The following is a 19,205-nucleotide window of genomic DNA, read 5'->3' as shown; positions in this document are numbered from 1 at the left end:
TGCTGCTATGTTTTCCATCGATTCCGGACAGAATTTCTCCCCATGCTTCCCACCGAGCGCCTGCGCGGCATAGAGGCCTTCGTCGCCACCGCCGATGCCGGCAGTTTCACTGCCGCCGCCGAACGCCTGCACCTGACCAGTTCGGCGGTGGGCAAGACCATCGCGCGGCTGGAGGCGCGGCTGGGAGCGCGGTTGTTCGAACGCAGCACGCGCCGCCTTCGCCTGACCGAGGCCGGTGAGGGCTTCTACCGCACCTGCGTGCGGGTGCTGGGCGAACTGGCCGATGCCGAGTCAGTGCTGGTCTCGCACGCAGACGCTCCCGTGGGCCGCCTGCGGGTGGATGCGCCGGCCACCTTCGGGCGCCTCAAAGTCTGGCCGTTGCTGCTGCAGCTGGCCGCCGAGTTTCCACAGCTGCATCCGCAGGTGACCTTCAGCGACCGCTTCAGCGACCTCGCCGAGGACGGCGTCGACCTCGCCGTACGCATCGGCGGTCCCGAGCCGCTGCCCGCCACGCTGGGCAGCCGCCAGCTCGGTTACGAATGCCTGCGCTTCTGCGCCTCCCCGGCCTACCTGCTCCGGCATGGCCAGCCCCGCTCGGCCGCCGAGCTGGCCGGGCATGACGGTGTGCTGTTCGGACGCGCGGACGGCAGCATCGGGCCGTGGCAGGTGGCCGATGGCGGGCAGCGCAGTACACCGCTGCAGGCCCGCGCGCGCCTGGTGGTTGGCAGCGCCGAGGCCCAGGTGGCGGCGGTCGAGGCCGGCTTCGGCATCGCGCAGCTGGCCACCTGGCTTGTCGATGACGCGCTGGCGCGCGGCAGCCTGGTCTCGATCCTGCCGTCGCTGGACTGCCGCGGCCTGCCGCTGCGCCTGTTGTGGCCGCAAGGCCGGCAGCGGCTGCCACGCGTGGACGTGGCCCTGGACCGTCTCGGCGCCGGGTTGCAGATCGATCCGCCGCGCTGAGCGCAGCGCTATCACCTGTGGTCGCATCGGACGGCTGCGACTGCCGGTCGCATTGCCCGCATCCCGCCCCTCACCCACCATCCGCGCAGCGTTTCAGCGTGGGCAGGACATGGACGGATTCCCTTGGTTGCTGGTTGCCGCCGCCGGTAGTGCCATTGCGGCCCTGCTGCATATCGGCTGTATTGCCTTCGGCGCCGCGTGGTACAGGTACTTCGGTGCTGGCCCGCGCATGGTCCGGCTGGCACAGGCCGGGCATTGGTGGCCGCCGCTGATGACCGCCGGCATTACGGCCGTGCTGGTGGCCTGGACCCTGTACGCACTGGCCGCAGCGGGCTGGCATTCGCCGCTGCCGGCCAGCCGTCTGGTCCTGTCGGGCATCGCCCTGCTGTTGCTGCTGCGCGCGGCGATGGGCTTCGGGCTGGCCCTGCTCCGGCCCGGCGACAACGGCCGGCGCTTCTGGGTGGTCAGTTCACTGGTGTGCCTCAGCTTGGGGCTGGCCTTCGCGCTGGGTACCCGCCAGGCCTGGCAGAGCCTGGGGTAGCCGCCTACCATCGCCCGCCCTTGGGGGCGGCGGAAGCAACCGTCAAGCATCTGCTGATGCCGGTACGGCATGAGGTCGGTGCCGATCGGCCTGAACCGGACCGCGTCCGACACGGCCGTACCGCCGCCCGCGCCCTACAATGGGCGCATGCAGATCGGCCCGTACACCATTGCCCCCAACGTCGTGCTGGCGCCCATGGCCGGCGTCACCGACAAGCCCTTCCGCCTGCTGTGCAAACGGCTGGGCGCGGGGCTGGCCGCCTCGGAAATGACCATCAGTGACCCGCGTTTCTGGAACACGCGCAAGTCGATCCACCGCATGGATCATGATGGCGAGCCGGCCCCGATCAGCGTGCAGATCGCCGGCACCGAGCCGCAGCAGCTGGCCGAGGCCGCACGCTACAACGTCGACCACGGCGCGCAGATCATCGACATCAACATGGGCTGCCCGGCCAAGAAGGTGTGCAACGCCTGGGCCGGTTCGGCACTGATGCGCGACGAGCAGCTGGTGGCGCGCATCCTCGAGGCCGTGGTCAACGCGGTGGACGTTCCGGTCACCCTGAAGATCCGCACCGGGTGGGACTGCGACCATCGCAATGGCCCGGTGATCGCCCGCATCGCCGAGGACAGCGGCATCGCCGCGCTGGCGGTGCATGGCCGCACCCGCGACCAGCATTACACCGGCCAGGCCGAGTACGCCACGATCGGCGAGATCAAGGCCGCGCTGCGCATTCCGGTGATCGCCAACGGCGATATCGATTCGCCGCAGAAGGCGGCATACGTGCTGCAGCAGACCGGCGTGGACGCGGTGATGATCGGCCGCTCGGCACAGGGCCGGCCGTGGATCTTCCGCGAAGTGGCGCACTATCTGGCCACCGGCGAGGAACTGCCACCACCGTCGTTGGCGGAAGTGCGCGACATCCTGCTCGGCCACCTGCACGCACTGCATGCGTTCTATGGCGAGCCGCAGGGCGTGCGCATCGCGCGCAAGCACCTGGGCTGGTATGCCAAGGACCGGCCGGAGAATGCGGCCTTCCGCGCCGTGGTCAACCGCGCCGAAGACCCGCAGAGCCAGGTCGCGCTGACCACCGAGTACTTCGACCGCCTGATCGCCGGGGAACCGGCGTTGTCTTCGGCGGCCTGAGCCGCCAATCCTGCGTTTCCGGACAGTCGAGCCTGCTCGACGCTACAAGAGCCCGCCCCATGACCCCGCCGATCTCCTCCCCGACCTACCTGCACGGGTTCTCCGGCACCGAGCAGCAGCGCCTGATGACCCAGGCGCGCCTGCTGGAATCGAGCATCTTCGGCCAGATCGACTACAGCGGCGCGCGGCGCCTGCTGGAAGTCGGCAGCGGCGTGGGTGCGCAGACCGAGATCCTGCTGCGCCGCTTCCCCGAGCTGCACGTGACCGGTGTGGACCTGAGCGAGGCCCAGCTGGCCACCGCGCGCGAGAACCTGGCGCGCACGCCGTGGTGCAGCGATCGCTACACCCTGCAGCAGGCTGACGCCGGCGAGCTCCCGTTCGAGGCACGCAGCTTCGACTCGGCGTTCCTGTGCTGGGTACTGGAGCACGTGCCGTCACCGGCGCGCGTGCTGAGCGAGGTGCGCCGGGTGCTGGCACCGGGTTCGCCGGTCTACATCACCGAGGTGATGAATGCCTCGTTCCTGCTCGACCCGTATTCGCCGCACATCTGGCGTTACTGGATGGCGTTCAACGATTTCCAGTACGACCACGGGGGCGACCCGTTCGTTGGCGCCAAGCTGGGCAACCTGCTGCTGGCCGGCGGCTTCCGCGACGTGCACACCGAGATCAAGACCATCCACCTGGACAACCGCGAACCGGCGCGGCGCAAGACGATGATCGCGTTCTGGGAGCAGCTGCTGCTGTCGGCCGCCGACCAACTGCTGCAGGCCGGCTCGGTGGACGAGGAAACCGTGGAAGGCATGCGTCGCGAGTTCCGCCTGGTGCAGAACGACCCGAATGCGGTGTTCTTCTATTCGTTCGTGCAGGGCCGCGCAACGGTGTATTGAGCCGACGCGGCACCAATGCTCCCGCATCCACGCATGGCGTGGATCTACTCGACAGCGCCGACTACGGGCGCATGCCAGATCCGCTGCCACATCGCCGCCAGCCGGCGCCCGGCATCAGCGCGCGCGGCGGGACTGCTGTAATCCGCCCGCAGCTGCTCGGGCGTGATTGGCCGCCACTGCCCGTCGACCTGCTCTGCCACGGCGAAGTTGAAGGTGTAGTCCGGCTCCAGGCCCATGCGCAGGTCGCTCAGCACCAGCCGGCCGTCCATCACCTGCGCACGCATGAAGCCACGGTTGAACCAGGTCAGCTGCTGCACCGCCGGGATGCCCCCTGCTTCACGCAGTGCCTGCACGTTGGACGCGTGGCCTTCGAACTGCATCGGCCCATGGTCGGCCACCAGCGAGCGGTCGCCCACCACGTAGCCGTTCGGCGTCATCGCCACCACCCGCCACAGCAGGGTGTTGAACGGCATCGGCACCGAGAAGCGCGGGGCATCGCCCAGGCCCATCGCCGCCAGGCTCTGCTGGGCAGCACGGTCAACCTGGGCCTTGGCGATCAGGCCCCAGCCCAGGTAGGCACTGCTGGCCAGCAACGCCACACCCAGCACCTTGCCAGCCCAGGGGCGGGCGCGGCCAAACCAGGCCAGCACGCAGCCCAGCAGCAGCCACACCGTGTAGCCGGGATCGATGATGAAGACGCTGGAGCCCATGGTCGGGTGTGGCCGCAACGGCCACCACAACTGGGTGCCGTAAACGGTGAATGCATCCAACAGCGGATGGGTGACCAGCGCCAGCTGGATCGCCCAGAACCAGCGCACCGGTGACTGCGCAACCCGGCCGTTGCCGAAGCGCTTGAACAGCCACCAGATCAGCGCTGCCACCCAGGGCAGCACCAGCAGCGAATGGCTGAAGCTGCGGTGCTCGATCATGTTCGCCACGGGGTCGGCGGCGGTGAAGCCAAGCCACAGGGCATCGAGGTCCGGCAGGGTGCCGAGCGCGGCACCGGCCAACAGGGCCGCGCGGCGCTGGCCGGGCGGAGCGATGGCAGCGGCGACGGCGCCGCCGAGCACGATCTGGGTCAGGGAATCCATGGACCGATGCTAGCGGCTTGCGGGCGGTGCATGTAGAGCCGAGCCCATGCTCGGCTGCCGTTACACGCAATGAAGAGCAGCCGAGCATGGGCTCGGCTCTACATGGGGACAGACGCGGGTTACGCCGCCTGCGACAGGCGCGCGCCCGGCAGCTCCACCAGCGTCTGGCCGTTGTGGTCCAGCAGGCGCAGCGCGCCATCGTGGTCTTCGGCCAGCGCGGTCAGGCTTTCCACCCAGTCGCCGTCGTTCGCGTAGACCAGGCCATCGCGTTCAATCAACGCAGCGCGGTGGATGTGGCCACAGATGATGCCATCCAGTCCGCGACGGCGGACATCGTCCAGCCCGGCCTGCACGAAGCGTTCGATGTAGCGTTCGGCGGCGCCGCTGCGCTTCTTCAGGAATTCAGACAATGACCAGTAGCGCATCCCCAGCAGGCGCCGCACCGCGTTCAACGCCTGGTTGCCGGTCAGGATGCGGTAGTACAGCCAATCGCCGAATTTCTCCTGCAGGCCGCCGAAGTGGGTCACGCCGTCGTACTCGTCCCCATGCGCGACCAGCAGCCGGCGGCCATCGGCGGTCACGTGGATGGCGCGGCGGCGCACCTGCATCGCCGGCAGCATCAACCCGCAGACCTGGCGCAGCGAAGCATCGTGGTTGCCGGGGATGTAGACGATCTCGGTCCCGGCACGGCGCAACGCGTGCAGGGCCTGGATGACTTCGCTGTGTGACTGCCGCCAGTTGGCCCGGCGGTGCGCCATCCACCACAGGTCGATGATGTCGCCGACCAGATACAACCGTTCGCAGCGCAGCTGCGAGAGGAACCGTGCCAGCTCGGTGGCATGGCAGTGACGTGAACCCAGATGTACATCGGAGACGAACACTGCGCGCCGGTGCGGCGACAGGTTCGCCAGCGTGCTCATGCCGGCGTCCCCGCGTCGCGCAGGTAGCGTTTGCGCTTGTTCGGCCGGATCGCACACAGGTCCACTTCGATCAGGCCGTCGATCGAATCGCTGAAGTCCGGGTCCACGCCGAAGGCGAGGAAGCGCGCGCCACCGGGTTCACACAGATCGGTGTACTGGCGGTACAACGTGGGCACGCCGGTGCCGAGTGCGGCCAGGTTGGCCTTGAGCACATCGAACGCGGCGCCTGCATCCAGCTCGCCGAAACTGGGCGGCGCGGCGAAGTACTGGAACGGGCGGTTCGATTCGACCAGGCCAGCAGTACCGCTGTAATAGCGCTGGTAGTACGCCACCAGCTGCTCGCGCGCATCGCGTGGCAGCGCCGCGCTGATCGACACGGCGCCGAACAGGTAGCGGATGCCCGGCCGGCACTGCAGGTAGGCGCCGATGCCCTGCCACAGGTAATCCAGGCTGCGGCTGCCCCAGTAATCGGGCACCACGAAGCTGCGGCCCAGTTCCAGGCCCTCGGCGATGTGGGTGATGGCATCGTCGGAATAGCGGAACAGCGACGCACTGTAGAGCCCGGACAGGCCGTGCCGGGCCAGCGCATGGGCGCCGCGCATGATCCGGTACGCGCCGGCGATGCGCTGCGCGGCCGCGTCCCAGATCACGATGTGCTCGTACCGCAGGTCGTAGTCGTCCAGGTCGCGGCTGCGCCCGGTACCCTCGCCCACCTGGCGGAACGTCAGTTCGCGCAGGCGGCCCAGCTCCAGCAGCAGCGGTGAATCAGCGGTACAGGTGGCCAGCAGGATCTGCTTGCCATCGGCGGTCTGGCCCAGCTGGGTCGCTGCGGCAATCCCTGCGGCGACCTGCGAGGGCGGCACCGGGGCAGCCAGCGGCTCCGGACCTGCGCAGGCAGCGGCAATACCGGCTGTGCCATTGCGGCCCAGCGCATAGAGCGCGCGGCGTACCGCCAGCAGCTGTGCGCCCGGGTCGCCGCCTTTGCCCAGCTGCATTGGCTCGCCGATGCTCAGGCGCAGCGGGCGGCCACGGCGGGTGAACATCTCGCGCGCCAGCAGCGCCGTGCCAGCCGGCTTGAACAGGGTCGAGGCGCCGTAGAACAGTGCCGAATTGCGTGCTTCCACGCGCACCGGCAGCACCGGCGCACCGGCGGCACGGGCAAAGCGGACGAACCCGCGCTGCCAGCGGCCATCGCGGATGCCGCGCAGCGACAGGCGCGAGACCTCACCTGCCGGGAACACGATCACGCACTGCTCGGCGGCCAGCGCCTCCTCCACCGCGTGCAGACTGCCGCGCTGGGCCTTGCCGCCAAGGATGCGCACCGGCAACAGCAGGTCCTGCAGTGGCGCGATGGCCCCCAACAGATCGTTGGCCACGATCCGCACGTCACGACGGATGCGGCCGACCGCGTCCAGCAGTGCGAGGGCGTCCAGCGCCCCCGAGGGGTGGTTGGCGACGATCAGCAGGCGGCCGGTGGCGGGAATCTTCGCCAGCGCGGCCGGATCCACCTGGTACTGGCCATCGATGAACTCCAGGGCGGCGGCGACGAAGCCGAATCCGCGCAATCCCGCACTGCGCTGCAGGAACGCTTCGATCTGGTCCAACCGCGACCAGCGGCCGACGCTGCGCAGCAACGGCCGTGCCAGTTGGCCCCGGCGGCCGTGGAACCAATCGGGGAAGCGTTGCTGGAGACGCTGTTCGAGTTCCTGCATGGCGGATCCACTGATGCCCGGCGGCCGGATTGGCCGACAGCCTGCGCCCGGCAGGCGGCAGCCAGATGGCGGTTTCGGGGCAGAACGATGACGGCCGGCCTGGCAGGGTCGCGGCCTGCGCGGTCCGGGGTTGGACAGCCCCGTCCGTCGTCACGCTGGTGGAACACTGGGCCTCGAGGCCGGGCCCAATCCCGTCACGACGGCCCTTGCCAGGCCTACGCGGGCTTAACCACCGGCAACCGGTACCGGTTCACAATGCACAGGCGGCGCACCCCGTGTATCATTCGCGCCCATCTTTCCATCCGAATCAAGGGATATTACGCCTGATGTCCAGCTATCTCTTCACCTCCGAGTCGGTCTCCGAAGGCCATCCGGACAAGGTTGCCGACCAGATCTCCGATGCGGTGCTGGACGCGATCCTGACCCAGGACCAGCGCGCCCGCGTGGCCTGCGAGACCATGGTCAAGACCGGTGTTGCCATCGTGGCCGGTGAAATCACCACCAGCGCCTGGATCGACCTGGAAGCACTGACCCGCAAGGTCATCACGGACATCGGCTACGACAGCTCCGACGTCGGCTTCGACGGCGCCACCTGCGGCGTGCTGAACCTGATCGGCAAGCAGTCGCCGCACATCGCCCAGGGCGTGGATCGCAAGAAGCCGGAAGAAATGGGCGCTGGCGACCAGGGCCTGATGTTCGGCTATGCCACCAACGAGACCGACAGCTACATGCCGGCCGCGATCCACCTGTCGCACCGCCTGGTCGAGCAGCAGGCCAAGATCCGCAAGAAGAAGAACTCGCCGCTGTCGTGGCTGCGCCCGGACGCCAAGAGCCAGGTCACCCTGCGCTATGAAAACGGCGTGGTCTCGGCCATCGACGCCGTGGTCCTGTCGACCCAGCACGCCCCGGGCATCAAGCAGAAGGACCTCATCGAGGCCGTCCGCGAAGAAATCATCAAGCCGGTGCTGCCGGCCAAGTGGCTGCACAAGGGCACCAAGTTCCACATCAACCCGACCGGCAAGTTCGAGATCGGTGGCCCGGTGGGCGACTGCGGCCTGACCGGCCGCAAGATCATCGTCGACACCTACGGCGGCTGGGCCCGTCACGGTGGTGGCGCCTTCTCCGGCAAGGACCCGTCCAAGGTCGACCGTTCGGCAGCCTACGCGGCCCGCTACGTCGCCAAGAACGTGGTTGCCGCCGGCCTGGCCGACCGTTGCGAAGTGCAGGTCTCCTACGCCATCGGCGTGGCTGAGCCGACCTCGATCTCGGTCACCACCTTCGGCACCGGCAAGATCAGCGACGACAAGATCGAGAAGCTGATCCGCAAGCACTTCGACCTGCGCCCGTACGGCATCATCAAGATGCTGGACCTGGTGCACCCGATGTACCAGCAGACCGCGGCCTATGGTCACTTCGGCCGCAAGCCGAAGGAGTTCAGCTACCTCAACGGCAAAGGCGAGACCGTCAACGCCACGGCCTTCTCCTGGGAGAAGACCGATCGCGCCGCCGCCCTGCGCGCCGATGCGAAGCTGAAGTAAGAAACACGAAGGGCCGCTCACGCGGCCCTTCTGCTTTCTGTAGAGCCGAGCCCATGCTCGGCTTTCTTTTTCCTGCGACAAGAGCAGCCGAGCATGGGCTCGGCTCTACAAGAGCTACGCCACGCCGATACAATCGCCCCATGTCGACCGAACTGAAAACCCACCAGCTGTCCATGACCGTGCTGATGTCGCCGGAGATGGCCAATTTCTCCGGCAAGGTCCACGGTGGCGCGATCCTGCGGCTGCTCGACCAGGTCGCCTATGCCTGTGCCAGCCGCTACGCCGGCAGCTACGTGGTCACCCTGTCGGTCGACCAGGTGATGTTCCGCCAGCCGATCGCGGTGGGCGAGCTGGTCACCTTCCTGGCCTCGGTGAACCATACCGGTACCTCGTCGATGGAGATCGGCATCAAGGTGGTGGCCGAGGACATCCTCAAGCGCAGCGTGCGCCACGCCAACAGCTGTTTCTTCACGATGGTGGCCGTGGATGAGGAAGGCCGGCCGACGCCGGTGCCAACATTGCAGCCGGTCACCTCGGACGAGAAGCGCCGCCAGGCCGCAGCGCTGATCCGCCGCCAACTGCGCCAGGAAATGGAACAGCGCCACCTGGAACTGCTGGCATCGAATCCTCCGTCGCCGGAGGAGTGAGGGCGTGCGGGGCACGCCCCGCACCGACCGAGGCAGGTAGCGCCGGGCCATGCCCGGCGGATACGCATCAACCCGTGTTCTGCACCCCCTGCGAAACGCCGTTCACGCACGCCACCAGCGCGCGCAGCAGCTCGTCATCCTCGCGCCCGCTTGCCCGCCAGCGCTGCAGCAGATCCACCTGCAGCACGCTGATCGGATCGACGTAGGGATTGCGCAGGCGGATCGACAGCGCCAGCCGCGCATCATGGTCCAGCAGCGTCTTCTGGTCCATCAGCGCCAGCAGCCAGTGCCGGGTAAGTTCCAGTTCGCGCTGTACCTGCGGGAAGAAGCGCCCGTGCAGGTCGCCAGACAACAGCGAGAACTGCTCGGCGATGGTGATATCGCCCTTGGACAGCACCATCGCGATGTCGTCCAGGAAGGTGCGGAAGAACGGCCAGTCACGCGCCATTTCGCGCAGGGTCTCTTCATGGCCAGCGTCCACCGCCGCCTGCAGGCCGCTGCCCACGCCGTACCAGCCGGGAATGACGGCACGCGCCTGGCTCCAGGCAAACACCCAGGGAATCGCACGCAGGTTGCCCAGTGCCGCATCCTGGCCGAGCCGACGCGAAGGACGCGATCCCAGCGTCATCCGCTCGATCACGTCGATGGGTGTGGCGGTACGGAAGTAGTCCATGAAGCCGGCCTGGCCAACGAACGCGCGATACACCTCGCTGCTGGCCGAGGCCACCGCGTCCATCACCGGCCGCCACTCATCCTCGCGCGGCTCGGCGGCACGCGGGCGCAGGCTGGCGCGCAGCACTGCACCGGTGGCCTGTTCCAGCGAGCGCAGGGCCAGCGCCCGGATGCCGTATTTGCGATGGATCACCTCGCCCTGCTCGGTCACCCGCAGGCGGCCATCGATGCTGCCGCGCGGCGACGCATCGACCGCGTGCGTGGTCTTGCCACCGCCACGGCTGATCGAACCGCCACGGCCATGGAAGAAGGTCAGGCGGATGCCGGCCTCGGCCGCCACCTCCAGCAGTTCCACCTGCGCACGCTGCAGGCCCCAGCGCGAAGCAGCGATGCCACCGTCCTTGCTGCTGTCCGAATAGCCCAGCATCACCATCTGCACGTCGTCGCGCGCACGCAGATGGGCGCGGTAGACCGGGTCGGCCAGCAGGTCACGCAGGGTGGCCGTGCCACGCTTGAGGTCATCCACGGTTTCGAACAGCGGCGCGATGTCGAGCGGCACCGAACCGCCTTCTTCCACCAGGCCGCCACGGCGCGCCAGCGCCAGCACCGCCAGCACATCGCTGCGGTCGTGTGCCATCGAGATGATGTAGCTGCCCAGTGCATCGCTGCCATGCCGCGCGTGCGCATCGGCCAGCGCAGCGAACACCGCATCCAGCCGCTGGTTGCCCTCGTCATCGCCATTGGGCAGCGTGTCTTCCCCGCTGGCATGCGGGCCCAGCAGGCGCGCACGGCCCAGCGCATCCAGCGCCTGCCAGCTTTCTTCGCCGCCCAGCACCGCAGCCAGTGCGCGCGCATGCACGCTCGATTCCTGGCGCACATCCAACCGCGCCAGATGGAAGCCGAAGGTCTTCACCCGCCACAGCAGGCGCTGCACGGCGAAGCCGCCTGCATGTTCGCCGCGATTGGCGCGCAGGCTGTCGAGGATCAGCTGCAGGTCGTCGATCAGTTCGGCGGGGCCGGCGTAGGCGCCCCTGCCATCATCCAGCGTCGCCTGCAGGCGTGCGCGCATGCGGTCATTGAGCAGGCGGTACGGCATGTCGGCATGACGCGGGCGCGACTGCACCTGCGGCAGCAGCTGCTGGTACTGCGCCACGCGTGCCTGCAGCGAATCACTCACACCCACCCGCTCGGTAGACTGGCTGAGCAGGCTGGCCAGCTGCAGCAGTTCCTTCTGGTAGCGCCCGAGCACCGCCTGCCGCTGCGCATCCAGCGTGTTGCGGATGGTGGTCGCATCCACGTTCGGGTTGCCATCCATGTCGCCGCCTACCCACGTGCCGAAACGCAGCAGGCGCGGCAGCGGCAGCTCCTCGCCGTAGGTATCGCGCAGTGCCTGCTGCAGCGATTCGTACAGCACCGGAATCACGCGGTACAGCACCTGCACCAGATAGAAACCGACGTGCTCGCGTTCGTCATCCACGGTGGGCCGCACCGGCGAGGAGTCGGTGGTCTGCCACGAGGCCGTCAGCGCCATGCGGAAGCGCGCGGCGTCGGCCGCGGCCTCACCTGGCGTGCGCTGGCCGTCGAGGTTGTCGACCAGGCTGGCCACCATCAGCTGCTCTTTTTCCAGCAGCGCGCGGCGCACCGCCTCGGTCGGGTGCGCGGTGAACACCGGTTCGATGTCGATGCGCGGGAGCCACTGCGCGAGTTCGTCCAGGCCCACGCCCTGCGCCTTCAGGTGCTGCAGCGCGTCCTGCAGGCCATCAGGCTGTGCACCTGCGGTACCGGCGCGCTGATAGTCACGGCGACGGCGGATGCGATGCACGCGCTCGGCGATGTTGACCACCTGGAAGTATGTGCTGAACGCACGCACCATGGTTTCGGCCTGCTGCGGCGTGCGCCCGGCCAGGCCATCGGCCAGCTCCGACAATGGAGCTTGATTCTCGCGGCGGGCGATGGCGCGGGTGCGCACGTCTTCGACGTCGTCGAGAAACGCGGCGGACACCTGTTCAACCAGCAGGTCACCGACCAGCGCGCCGAGCCGGCGCACGTCATCGCGAAGCGGAAGATCGGGAGAAGCAAATTCGATGCTGCTGCGGTACTCGTTCATCGGCGACGCACAGGCCTCGGTCAACGGATCCAGGCACCAAGCCTAAACCAGAACGGGCGTCGTGCTGCGATGCAAGAATGGTTTCATCTGCACGTATCCATGACGGACGCAGCCGAGCATGGGCTCGGCTCTACAAGCGTCGTGGCGCGTGACACCGTGTAGCGCCCGAGCCCATGCTCGGGCGGCGGCGCAGCCGCACAGGCGGCCCCGTTGCGGGGGCCGCCGTCACACTAGTCAGCGCTTCTTCTTCGCCTTGCCCTGCTCGGCCGGGCCGATGGTCTGCTCCAGCCAGCGCTCGCTCTCGGCCAGCATGGTCATGATCGATTCGCGTGCGCGGTAGGCATGCGATTCGTTCGGCAGCATCACCAGCCGCGCGGTACCCCCCAGGCCCTTCACCGCCGCGAACATGCGCTCGCTCTGGATCGGGAAGGTGCCGGAGTTGTTGTCGTCCACGCCGTGGATGAAGAGGATCGGATCCTTGATCTTGTCGGCATAATTGAACGGCGCCATCTTCTGGTAGACGTCCTGCGCCTGCCAGTAGTTGCGTTCCTCGGCCTGGAAACCGAACGGGGTGAGCGTGCGGTTGTAGGCACCGCTGCGCGCGATGCCGGCCTTGAACAGGCGGGTGTGCGCCAGCAGGTTGGCGGTCATGAACGCACCGTAGGAATGGCCACCGATGGCGATGTGCTCGCGATCGGTCACGCCACGACGCACCACTTCATCCACCGCTGCCTGCGCGTTGGCCACCAGCTGTTCGATGTAGGTGTCGTTCGGCTCCTTGTCGCCCTCACCGATGATCGGCATCGACGGGCTGGCCAGCACCACATAGCCCTTGGCCAGGAACGCCTGCGGGCCCCAGTAGCTGACCGCATTGAAGCGGTACGGCGAATCGGTCACCTGGCTGGCCGCCGCCGCGCTCTTGAACTCGCCCGGGTAGGCCCACATCAGCAGCGGCCGCGGGCCGTCGCGCTTCGGGTCGTAGCCCGGCGGCAGCAGCAGGGTCGCGGTCAGGTCGACGCCATCCTTGCGCTTGTAGCGGATCTGCTCCTTCTGCACGCCCTTCAGCTGCGGCAGCGGATGGGCGAAATGGGTCAGCGCGCGCGGTGCGGCACCGGCATCGGCCAGCGACTGCACGTAGAAGTTGGCCGGCTCATCCGGGCTTTCACGGCTCAGCAGCAGCGAGCTGCCCTGGTCGTCCAGCAGCGCCACTGGCGCGGCGTAGCTGGGCGCCTGCGAGTGGAACAGGCGGGTGGCCTTGCCCGTGGAGATGTCGAAGCGGTCCACGAACGGGCGGTCGCCCTCCGGCGATGCACCGGCACCGGCCAGGTACAGGCTGCTGCCATCGGCGGTGGTCTGCAGCAGCGAGCGCCCGCGGTCGTCGCTGGACAACAGCGGACGGCCCGGATCGGAATAGCGGTCCTGCGCGTCACGATCCCACAGCAGGCGCGGCTCGGCACCGGCATTGTCCGGGGCAATCAGCCAGGTCCTGGTCTTGCGCGTCTTCCACCACGACTCGGTCAGCAGGGCCAGGTCGCCACGGCCCCAGTTGATACCCACCAGACGGCTGCCGAGCTGGGCCAGGGTCACCGGCGGCTTGTCGAACGGCGCGGCCTGCATCAGCACCGCATCGCGCACCTTGGCCTCCCGGTTCGGATCACCACCGTCCTGTGCCTCGGCCCAGACCAGGGTGGCATCGGCATCACCCCGCCAGCTGATGTCGCGCACGCCGGTCACTTCGGCGTCGTTGCCGGTCGGCAGGCCTTCCACCAGCGGACGCACGGCCACGGTGTGCACCAGCTTGCCGCTGGCACGGTCGATCACTTCGATGCGGCGCGGGAAACTGCTCACCGGCACCACGTAGGAGTACGGCCGCTGCACCGGCTGGCGCAGCACGAAGCGGCCATCCGGCGACACTGCAAAGCCCATGAAGATGCCGGCCGCGCCGATCGCGCGGGTGCTGCCATCCAGGCCGACTTCCATTGGCTGGGTAGTGGCGTAGTAGTCGAACTGGCGTGCGTCGGCCTCGTTCTTCAGCAGGTCCTGGTAGGTACGGATCGACACCACGCCGCCGCCCTGGCGGGTCTGCTGCACGGCCGGGCCGGTCGGAATGCCATCGGCGGGCGGGGCCGCACCGAGGTTGGCCGGGCGGGTGAACACCACCAGGCCGCGGCTGTCCGGCAGCCACTGGTAGCCGCTGCCGATCACCGTGTTCAGGCCGGCAACCAGGCGACGGGCACTGCCGCCGGCCACGTCCACCAGCCACAGTTCATTGGCGCCACTGGCAGCGTCGACCTGGTTGAAGGCCAGCCACTTCTGGTCCGGCGACCACATCACACTGGCGATCGACAGCTTGGCCGGCAGGCCGCTGATCTGCCGCTCCTTGCCGTCGGCCACGTTCATCAGCCACAGCTTCTCGCCGAAGCTGAAGCGGCTGTCGGAGAACGTACGCGGGTTGATGCGCAGGCCGGCCAGCTTCAGTTCCGGCTGCGCCACCACCTGGATCGAAGGCAGCGACGGCATCTGCATCATCGCGGCCACGTCGCGGCGTGGCGACAGGTACAACGAGGGCGCACGGGGCGCGTCCACCACCGCCTGCAGCGCGGCCGACGGCAGTTCATAGCCGTTGACGTCCTGGGCCTGTGCGGCCGCAGGCTGCGGCGCTGCCGCCCAGGCCAGCGGGGCCACCGCCAGCAGTCCCATCGACAGGACCAGGCCGGTCCAGCGCCGTGTGCGGCGCGCGTGCATGCTCATCGTTCCACCTGTGTGATGCGTGAAAACACCGACCTTAACAGTCTGTGCACGCGATCCCATCTGCCGATGGTTGGGTCGTTCCGATGTCATGCCGGGGCCGCGATATAATGGGGGTTCTCCCCTGCCGAGGGGCGCTGCGACCGGATCCCACGAGGCCCGGCCAGGCTCGGTAAGGTGGCTTTGTAACAACGGCGCCCGGCTAGATGCGAGCACCCGCTCGTCCACAACCGGAGCACACGAATGAACGCTGTTGCCAAGACCTTCTCCACCGAAGGTGATTACAAGATCCGCGATATCACGCTGGCCGACTGGGGCCGCAAGGAACTGGACATCGCCGAGCACGAAATGCCGGGCCTGATGTCGATCCGTCGCAAGCATGCCGCCAGCCTGCCGCTGAAGGGCGTGCGCGTGACCGGTTCGCTGCACATGACCATCCAGACCGCGGTCCTCATCGAGACCCTGAAGGACATCGGCGCCGACGTGCGCTGGGCCTCGTGCAACATCTTCTCGACCCAGGACCACGCTGCCGCCGCCATTGCCGCCACCGGCACCCCGGTGTTCGCGTGGAAGGGCGAGACCCTGGAAGAGTACTGGGACTGCACCCTGGACGCGCTGACCTTCACCCTGGCCGACGGCACCCTGACCGGCCCGGAGCTGGTGGTGGACGACGGCGGTGATGTGACCCTGCTGATCCACAAGGGCTACGAGCTGGAAAACGGCAGCGACTGGGTCAACACCGCCTCGTCCTCGCACGAAGAACAGGTCATCAAGAACCTGCTCAAGCGCGTCGCCAAGGAGCGCCCGGGTTACTGGGGCCGCGTGGTCAAGGACTGGAAGGGCGTCTCCGAGGAGACCACTACCGGCGTGCACCGCCTGTACCAGCTGGCCCAGGCCGGCACCCTGCTGATTCCGGCGATCAACGTCAACGACTCGGTCACCAAGAGCAAGTTCGACAACCTGTACGGCTGCCGCGAGTCGCTGGCCGATGGCCTGAAGCGCGCGATGGACGTGATGCTGGCCGGCAAGGTGGCCGTGGTCTGCGGCTACGGTGACGTGGGCAAGGGCTGCGCCGCCTCGCTGCGTGCCTATGGCGCGCGCGTGATCGTCACCGAGATCGACCCGATCTGCGCCCTGCAGGCGGCGATGGAAGGCTATGAGGTCAACACCATCGAATCGACCCTGGGCCGTGCCGACCTGTACGTCACCACCACCGGCAACAAGGACATCATCCGCATCGAGCACCTGAGCGCGATGAAGGACCAGGCCATCGTCTGCAACATCGGCCACTTCGACAACGAGATCCAGGTCGATGCGCTGGTGTCGTTCGCCGGCATCAAGCACGTCAACATCAAGCCGCAGGTGGACAAGTACATCTTCCCGAACGGCAACGCGATCTTCCTGCTGGCCGAAGGCCGCCTGGTGAACCTGGGCTGCGCCACCGGCCACCCGAGCTTCGTGATGTCCAACAGCTTCGCCAACCAGACCCTGGCACAGATCGACCTGTGGGCGAACAAGGACAGCTACGAGAAGAAGGTCTACCTGCTGCCGAAGAAGCTGGACGAAGAAGTGGCCCGCCTGCACCTGGAAAAGATCGGCGTGAAGCTGACCACCCTGAGCCAGGAACAGGCTGACTACATCGGCGTGCCGGTGGAAGGCCCGTTCAAGCCGGACCACTACCGCTACTGATCGTGCAGGGGTCGGATCCCTTTCCGCAGGAAAGGGCTCTGATACCAGCAACGGATGCACACGGAACGGGCGCCTTCGGGCGCCCGTTCTGCGTTGGTCCACCGATCCTGGCTTCTGGTGGATGCCGGGCTTGTCCGGCACCGCATCCGCCAGCGCCAGGCAATAGCCTCGGTCAAGGCAACACCCCCGCCCCACGCTACGATGTCCCCATGACCCCGGCCATCAACCTGCTCAAGCGCGAGAAGATCGCCCACACCGTGCGCAGCTACGTGCACGACGCCCATGCCGAATCGTATGGCGGCGAAGCCGTCGACAAGCTCGGCCTCGACCCGGCCCAGGTGTTCAAGACCCTGCTGGCCAGCACCGAGGCACACGAACTGCTGGTGGCGATCGTGCCGGTGGCCGGCCAGCTGGACTTGAAGGCATTGGCCGAAGCGGCCGGCTGCAAGAAGTGCGAGATGGCCGCCGCCGACGCCGCACAGCGCGCGACGGGTTACCTGGTCGGTGGCATCAGCCCGCTCGGGCAGAAGAAGCGCCTGCGCACCTTCCTGGACGCCAGCGCGCAGGCATTGCCCGCGCTGCATGTCAGCGCCGGTCGCCGCGGCCTGGAAGTGGAACTGGCGCCGGCTGACCTGCTGCGCCTCACCGCCGGCCACTACGCTGCCATCGGCAAGTCACGCTGATGCGCTGGCCGTGGTCTGCAGCGCCGATTCCCCGGCTCGACGATGCACAGGCCGACGTGCTGCTGCAGGACCTGTTGTCGCGCGACGCAACGCGCATCACCGATGCCGCACGCACCGTCGCCCGATTGTTCACCCCCGCATCCCTGGAGGCGTTGAGCGCGCATGTGGATACGATTGAACGCAGCTGCCAGGGCGTCGCCCTTGGCGGCATGCTGATCAGCAACCAGGCTCACCTCAAGGCGGCCCTGCAACGGCTGCGCTACTGGCAGGCGCGCGAAGGCTGCCTGTGTGCGCTCTACCCTTCCTATGTGTTCTTCAGCCCCGAGCCGCTGCTGGAACAAGGTCACGTGCAGCTGCGTGCACGGGGCGAAGCGGAGGATGGCTGGGGCGAATGCTACCGGCTGACGTGCACCTGCTGCGCGCGGCAATGGAGCGCGACCGAGCGCGAGTACCACTACCGCTGGTGGGAGTGGAAGGCCGAGCCCGCCCTGCAGATGCCCTAGTTGAGCTTGAACGTGACCGTTCCGCGTATCAGGCTCATGTCTGGCGCCTTGCCCGCCGCTTCACGCTCATAACGCCAGTCGCGCGCGTGCTTGAGCGCCGCCGCATCGAGCAGTGGGTACCCACTGGACCGGGACAGGATGATCGCCTGGGTCTTGCCTTGTGCATCCAGCAGCAGCATCAGCTCGACACCGCCCTGCTGGGCTTCGCGCATGGCGGCCGCGGGATACGCCGGGACCGACGAGAGCCGCCGCTGGTGCCAGCCTCCTTCCCGGGCAATCAACGGCGTGCTGGAAGAGAGCGGGCAACGGGCAGGCATCTGCAGGTCGAAGCCCGCAGCCCCTTGCGAAGGCCGGGTGGTGGCTGGCCCACCACAGGCAATCGCCGACACGCTCTGGAGCAATGACTGCTGACGCGAAAGCGCTGCTGCGTCATCCGCTTCCACATGGAACGTGCAACGCCCCGAGGTTGCCTGAGCCTGCAGTGACCCCACGCCCGCGTCGCGGATCTGCGTCACGTCGGACAGGGCCCCACAGGCAGCGCCTGCATCGTACTTTGCTGCCGAGCTTTCACTTGCGGCCAACAGGCCTGCGGCGACCCATGCAAACGGCATCCAACGTCGAACATCCATCCCTGTGCTCCCTGCGTTGATTCACCGCCATGGTAGCGCTCCACTGCCGTCACCCTGTTCACATGCCGGCTGTCCGGCCACAGCGTGGGCTCAGAGCCGCCAGTTGGCGTTGTTCTCCCAGAACTCCACCGAGCGCCGGTAGGCCTCCCGGTCCAGCGGTACACCGGAACCGCCCTCCTCCACGCCCAGCGCATTGCGCATCATCGTGATCGGCGCCATCGGCACCTCTTCCGGTTCGGCGGTGTAGATGCAGCCGACGATGCCCCAGTCGGCCTCGATCGGTGAACCTTCCCTCGCCAGCTGCCCGGCGCTGTACAGGATCACCACCAGGTAGTTCGCGCGCGGGGACTCCACACCCTCGAACCAGCGCACCAGTACCGGCAGTTCCTCACGGTTGCGCGCTTCGTAGCCGCTGCGCAGCAGATGGCGGTTGGCCTCGGTGACCGGCACCGTCAGGCAGCGCGTGCTGGTCCAGTTCTCGTAGACGAACAACTTGCAGAACGGCGCGTAGCCGTCGAGCACCTTCAGCGGTGCGTGCGCATTGAGGTGTGCCTCGAACTGCTCGGCAGTGCAGTCCTGGATGGTGTTGCCGCGCGGCACGCGCGGGAACAGGCGGGGACGGGCGAAATCGGTCAGGACGATGGACATGGCAGGGCGTGATCAGGAGTTCCACCGCACAGGGTAACCGCCCCGGAGCCAGGCCGGGCCAGATGCCGATGGTCACTGGTGCCCGTG

16 protein-coding genes and 1 riboswitch are annotated in these 19,205 nt (G+C 67.8%); of the genes, 9 read left to right on the top strand and 7 right to left on the bottom strand.

Annotation, left to right across the window (positions count from 1 at the left end; genetic code table 11):
• Positions 1–42 precede the first annotated feature (42 nt).
• From AC5P8D_RS18175 to AC5P8D_RS18160, 4 genes are all read left to right on the top strand, one after another.
• Complete coding sequence (locus tag AC5P8D_RS18175) at positions 43–960, top strand: LysR family transcriptional regulator (RefSeq protein WP_010481875.1); 918 nt, start codon at positions 43–45, stop codon at positions 958–960.
• A 109-nt stretch (positions 961–1,069) separates the two neighbouring features.
• Entirely contained in the window at positions 1,070–1,501 is a 432-nt protein-coding gene (locus AC5P8D_RS18170; protein WP_019338090.1) for a hypothetical protein, read from the top strand.
• Positions 1,502–1,648: 147 nt separating this feature from the next.
• On the top strand, positions 1,649–2,644 hold the full coding sequence (dusB, locus tag AC5P8D_RS18165; protein WP_049409926.1) for a tRNA dihydrouridine synthase DusB: 996 nt from the start codon (positions 1,649–1,651) through the stop codon (positions 2,642–2,644).
• Positions 2,645–2,703: 59 nt separating this feature from the next.
• The gene (locus tag AC5P8D_RS18160) at positions 2,704–3,531 is read left to right on the top strand and encodes a class I SAM-dependent methyltransferase (RefSeq protein WP_019661094.1); all 828 of its coding nucleotides are present in this window, start codon (positions 2,704–2,706) and stop codon (positions 3,529–3,531) included.
• 44 nt (positions 3,532–3,575) lie between these two features.
• Here AC5P8D_RS18160 and AC5P8D_RS18155 read toward each other — a convergent pair whose 3' ends face one another.
• From AC5P8D_RS18155 to olsF, 3 genes are all read right to left on the bottom strand, one after another.
• Positions 3,576–4,622: a metal-dependent hydrolase gene (locus tag AC5P8D_RS18155; protein WP_010481878.1), complete on the bottom strand. Its 1,047-nt coding sequence runs from the start codon at positions 4,620–4,622 to the stop codon at positions 3,576–3,578.
• A gap of 119 nt (positions 4,623–4,741) precedes the next feature.
• Positions 4,742–5,542 (bottom strand): UDP-2,3-diacylglucosamine diphosphatase, encoded by an 801-nt coding sequence (locus tag AC5P8D_RS18150; protein ID WP_241877340.1) that lies wholly within the window; start codon positions 5,540–5,542, stop codon positions 4,742–4,744.
• On the bottom strand, positions 5,539–7,254 hold the full coding sequence (olsF, locus tag AC5P8D_RS18145; protein WP_043398002.1) for a bifunctional ornithine lipid synthase OlsF: 1,716 nt from the start codon (positions 7,252–7,254) through the stop codon (positions 5,539–5,541). The genes AC5P8D_RS18150 and olsF overlap by 4 nt, the downstream gene beginning before the upstream one ends.
• A 326-nt stretch (positions 7,255–7,580) precedes the next feature.
• Here olsF and metK point away from each other — a divergent pair, with 326 nt between their 5' ends.
• Complete coding sequence (gene metK, locus AC5P8D_RS18140; protein ID WP_495203557.1) at positions 7,581–8,792, top strand: methionine adenosyltransferase; 1,212 nt, start codon at positions 7,581–7,583, stop codon at positions 8,790–8,792.
• Positions 8,793–8,932: 140 nt separating this feature from the next.
• The gene (locus AC5P8D_RS18135; RefSeq protein WP_019338087.1) at positions 8,933–9,439 is read left to right on the top strand and encodes an acyl-CoA thioesterase; all 507 of its coding nucleotides are present in this window, start codon (positions 8,933–8,935) and stop codon (positions 9,437–9,439) included.
• Positions 9,440–9,506: 67 nt separating this feature from the next.
• Here AC5P8D_RS18135 and ppc read toward each other — a convergent pair whose 3' ends face one another.
• Both ppc and AC5P8D_RS18125 read right to left on the bottom strand, forming a co-directional pair.
• Positions 9,507–12,218 carry a phosphoenolpyruvate carboxylase gene (gene ppc, locus AC5P8D_RS18130; RefSeq protein WP_495203568.1) on the bottom strand — a complete coding sequence of 904 codons (2,712 nt, stop codon included), beginning with the start codon at positions 12,216–12,218 and terminating at the stop codon, positions 9,507–9,509.
• Positions 12,219–12,452: 234 nt separating this feature from the next.
• The gene (locus AC5P8D_RS18125) at positions 12,453–14,969 is read right to left on the bottom strand and encodes a S9 family peptidase (RefSeq protein ID WP_495203556.1); all 2,517 of its coding nucleotides are present in this window, start codon (positions 14,967–14,969) and stop codon (positions 12,453–12,455) included.
• A gap of 120 nt (positions 14,970–15,089) precedes the next feature.
• Positions 15,090–15,173, top strand: a riboswitch (S-adenosyl-L-homocysteine riboswitch).
• A gap of 36 nt (positions 15,174–15,209) precedes the next feature.
• Here AC5P8D_RS18125 and ahcY point away from each other — a divergent pair.
• From ahcY to AC5P8D_RS18110, 3 genes are all read left to right on the top strand, one after another.
• Complete coding sequence (gene ahcY, locus AC5P8D_RS18120; protein ID WP_049451423.1) at positions 15,210–16,655, top strand: adenosylhomocysteinase; 1,446 nt, start codon at positions 15,210–15,212, stop codon at positions 16,653–16,655.
• Positions 16,656–16,864: 209 nt separating this feature from the next.
• The gene (gene ybaK, locus AC5P8D_RS18115) at positions 16,865–17,338 is read left to right on the top strand and encodes a Cys-tRNA(Pro) deacylase (RefSeq protein ID WP_019338083.1); all 474 of its coding nucleotides are present in this window, start codon (positions 16,865–16,867) and stop codon (positions 17,336–17,338) included.
• Positions 17,338–17,841 (top strand): hypothetical protein, encoded by a 504-nt coding sequence (locus AC5P8D_RS18110; RefSeq protein ID WP_049448953.1) that lies wholly within the window; start codon positions 17,338–17,340, stop codon positions 17,839–17,841. Before ybaK ends, AC5P8D_RS18110 begins: the two co-directional genes overlap by 1 nt.
• On the opposite strand, the gene AC5P8D_RS18105 is transcribed toward AC5P8D_RS18110, so the two are convergent.
• Both AC5P8D_RS18105 and AC5P8D_RS18100 read right to left on the bottom strand, forming a co-directional pair.
• Entirely contained in the window at positions 17,838–18,470 is a 633-nt protein-coding gene (locus tag AC5P8D_RS18105) for an energy transducer TonB (RefSeq protein ID WP_080354940.1), read from the bottom strand. The genes AC5P8D_RS18110 and AC5P8D_RS18105 overlap by 4 nt on opposite strands.
• A gap of 90 nt (positions 18,471–18,560) precedes the next feature.
• Positions 18,561–19,118: a DUF3228 family protein gene (locus tag AC5P8D_RS18100; protein ID WP_495203555.1), complete on the bottom strand. Its 558-nt coding sequence runs from the start codon at positions 19,116–19,118 to the stop codon at positions 18,561–18,563.
• Positions 19,119–19,205 lie beyond the last annotated feature (87 nt).

This window comes from Stenotrophomonas sp. YJH_SMC_101-4, assembly GCF_059370395.1.
This window is presented reverse-complemented; position numbering and strand designations above follow the sequence as displayed.

Coding starts and splice junctions, on each gene's coding strand:
- AC5P8D_RS18175 (WP_010481875.1), top strand. CDS start 43: ATGCTTCCCACCGAGCGCCTGCGCGGCATAGAGGCCTTCGTCGCCACC.
- AC5P8D_RS18170 (WP_019338090.1), top strand. CDS start 1,070: ATGGACGGATTCCCTTGGTTGCTGGTTGCCGCCGCCGGTAGTGCCATT.
- dusB (WP_049409926.1), top strand. CDS start 1,649: ATGCAGATCGGCCCGTACACCATTGCCCCCAACGTCGTGCTGGCGCCC.
- AC5P8D_RS18160 (WP_019661094.1), top strand. CDS start 2,704: ATGACCCCGCCGATCTCCTCCCCGACCTACCTGCACGGGTTCTCCGGC.
- AC5P8D_RS18155 (WP_010481878.1), bottom strand. CDS start 4,622: ATGGATTCCCTGACCCAGATCGTGCTCGGCGGCGCCGTCGCCGCTGCC.
- AC5P8D_RS18150 (WP_241877340.1), bottom strand. CDS start 5,542: ATGAGCACGCTGGCGAACCTGTCGCCGCACCGGCGCGCAGTGTTCGTC.
- olsF (WP_043398002.1), bottom strand. CDS start 7,254: ATGCAGGAACTCGAACAGCGTCTCCAGCAACGCTTCCCCGATTGGTTC.
- metK (WP_495203557.1), top strand. CDS start 7,581: ATGTCCAGCTATCTCTTCACCTCCGAGTCGGTCTCCGAAGGCCATCCG.
- AC5P8D_RS18135 (WP_019338087.1), top strand. CDS start 8,933: ATGTCGACCGAACTGAAAACCCACCAGCTGTCCATGACCGTGCTGATG.
- ppc (WP_495203568.1), bottom strand. CDS start 12,218: ATGAACGAGTACCGCAGCAGCATCGAATTTGCTTCTCCCGATCTTCCG.
- AC5P8D_RS18125 (WP_495203556.1), bottom strand. CDS start 14,969: ATGAGCATGCACGCGCGCCGCACACGGCGCTGGACCGGCCTGGTCCTG.
- ahcY (WP_049451423.1), top strand. CDS start 15,210: ATGAACGCTGTTGCCAAGACCTTCTCCACCGAAGGTGATTACAAGATC.
- ybaK (WP_019338083.1), top strand. CDS start 16,865: ATGACCCCGGCCATCAACCTGCTCAAGCGCGAGAAGATCGCCCACACC.
- AC5P8D_RS18110 (WP_049448953.1), top strand. CDS start 17,338: ATGCGCTGGCCGTGGTCTGCAGCGCCGATTCCCCGGCTCGACGATGCA.
- AC5P8D_RS18105 (WP_080354940.1), bottom strand. CDS start 18,470: ATGGATGTTCGACGTTGGATGCCGTTTGCATGGGTCGCCGCAGGCCTG.
- AC5P8D_RS18100 (WP_495203555.1), bottom strand. CDS start 19,118: ATGTCCATCGTCCTGACCGATTTCGCCCGTCCCCGCCTGTTCCCGCGC.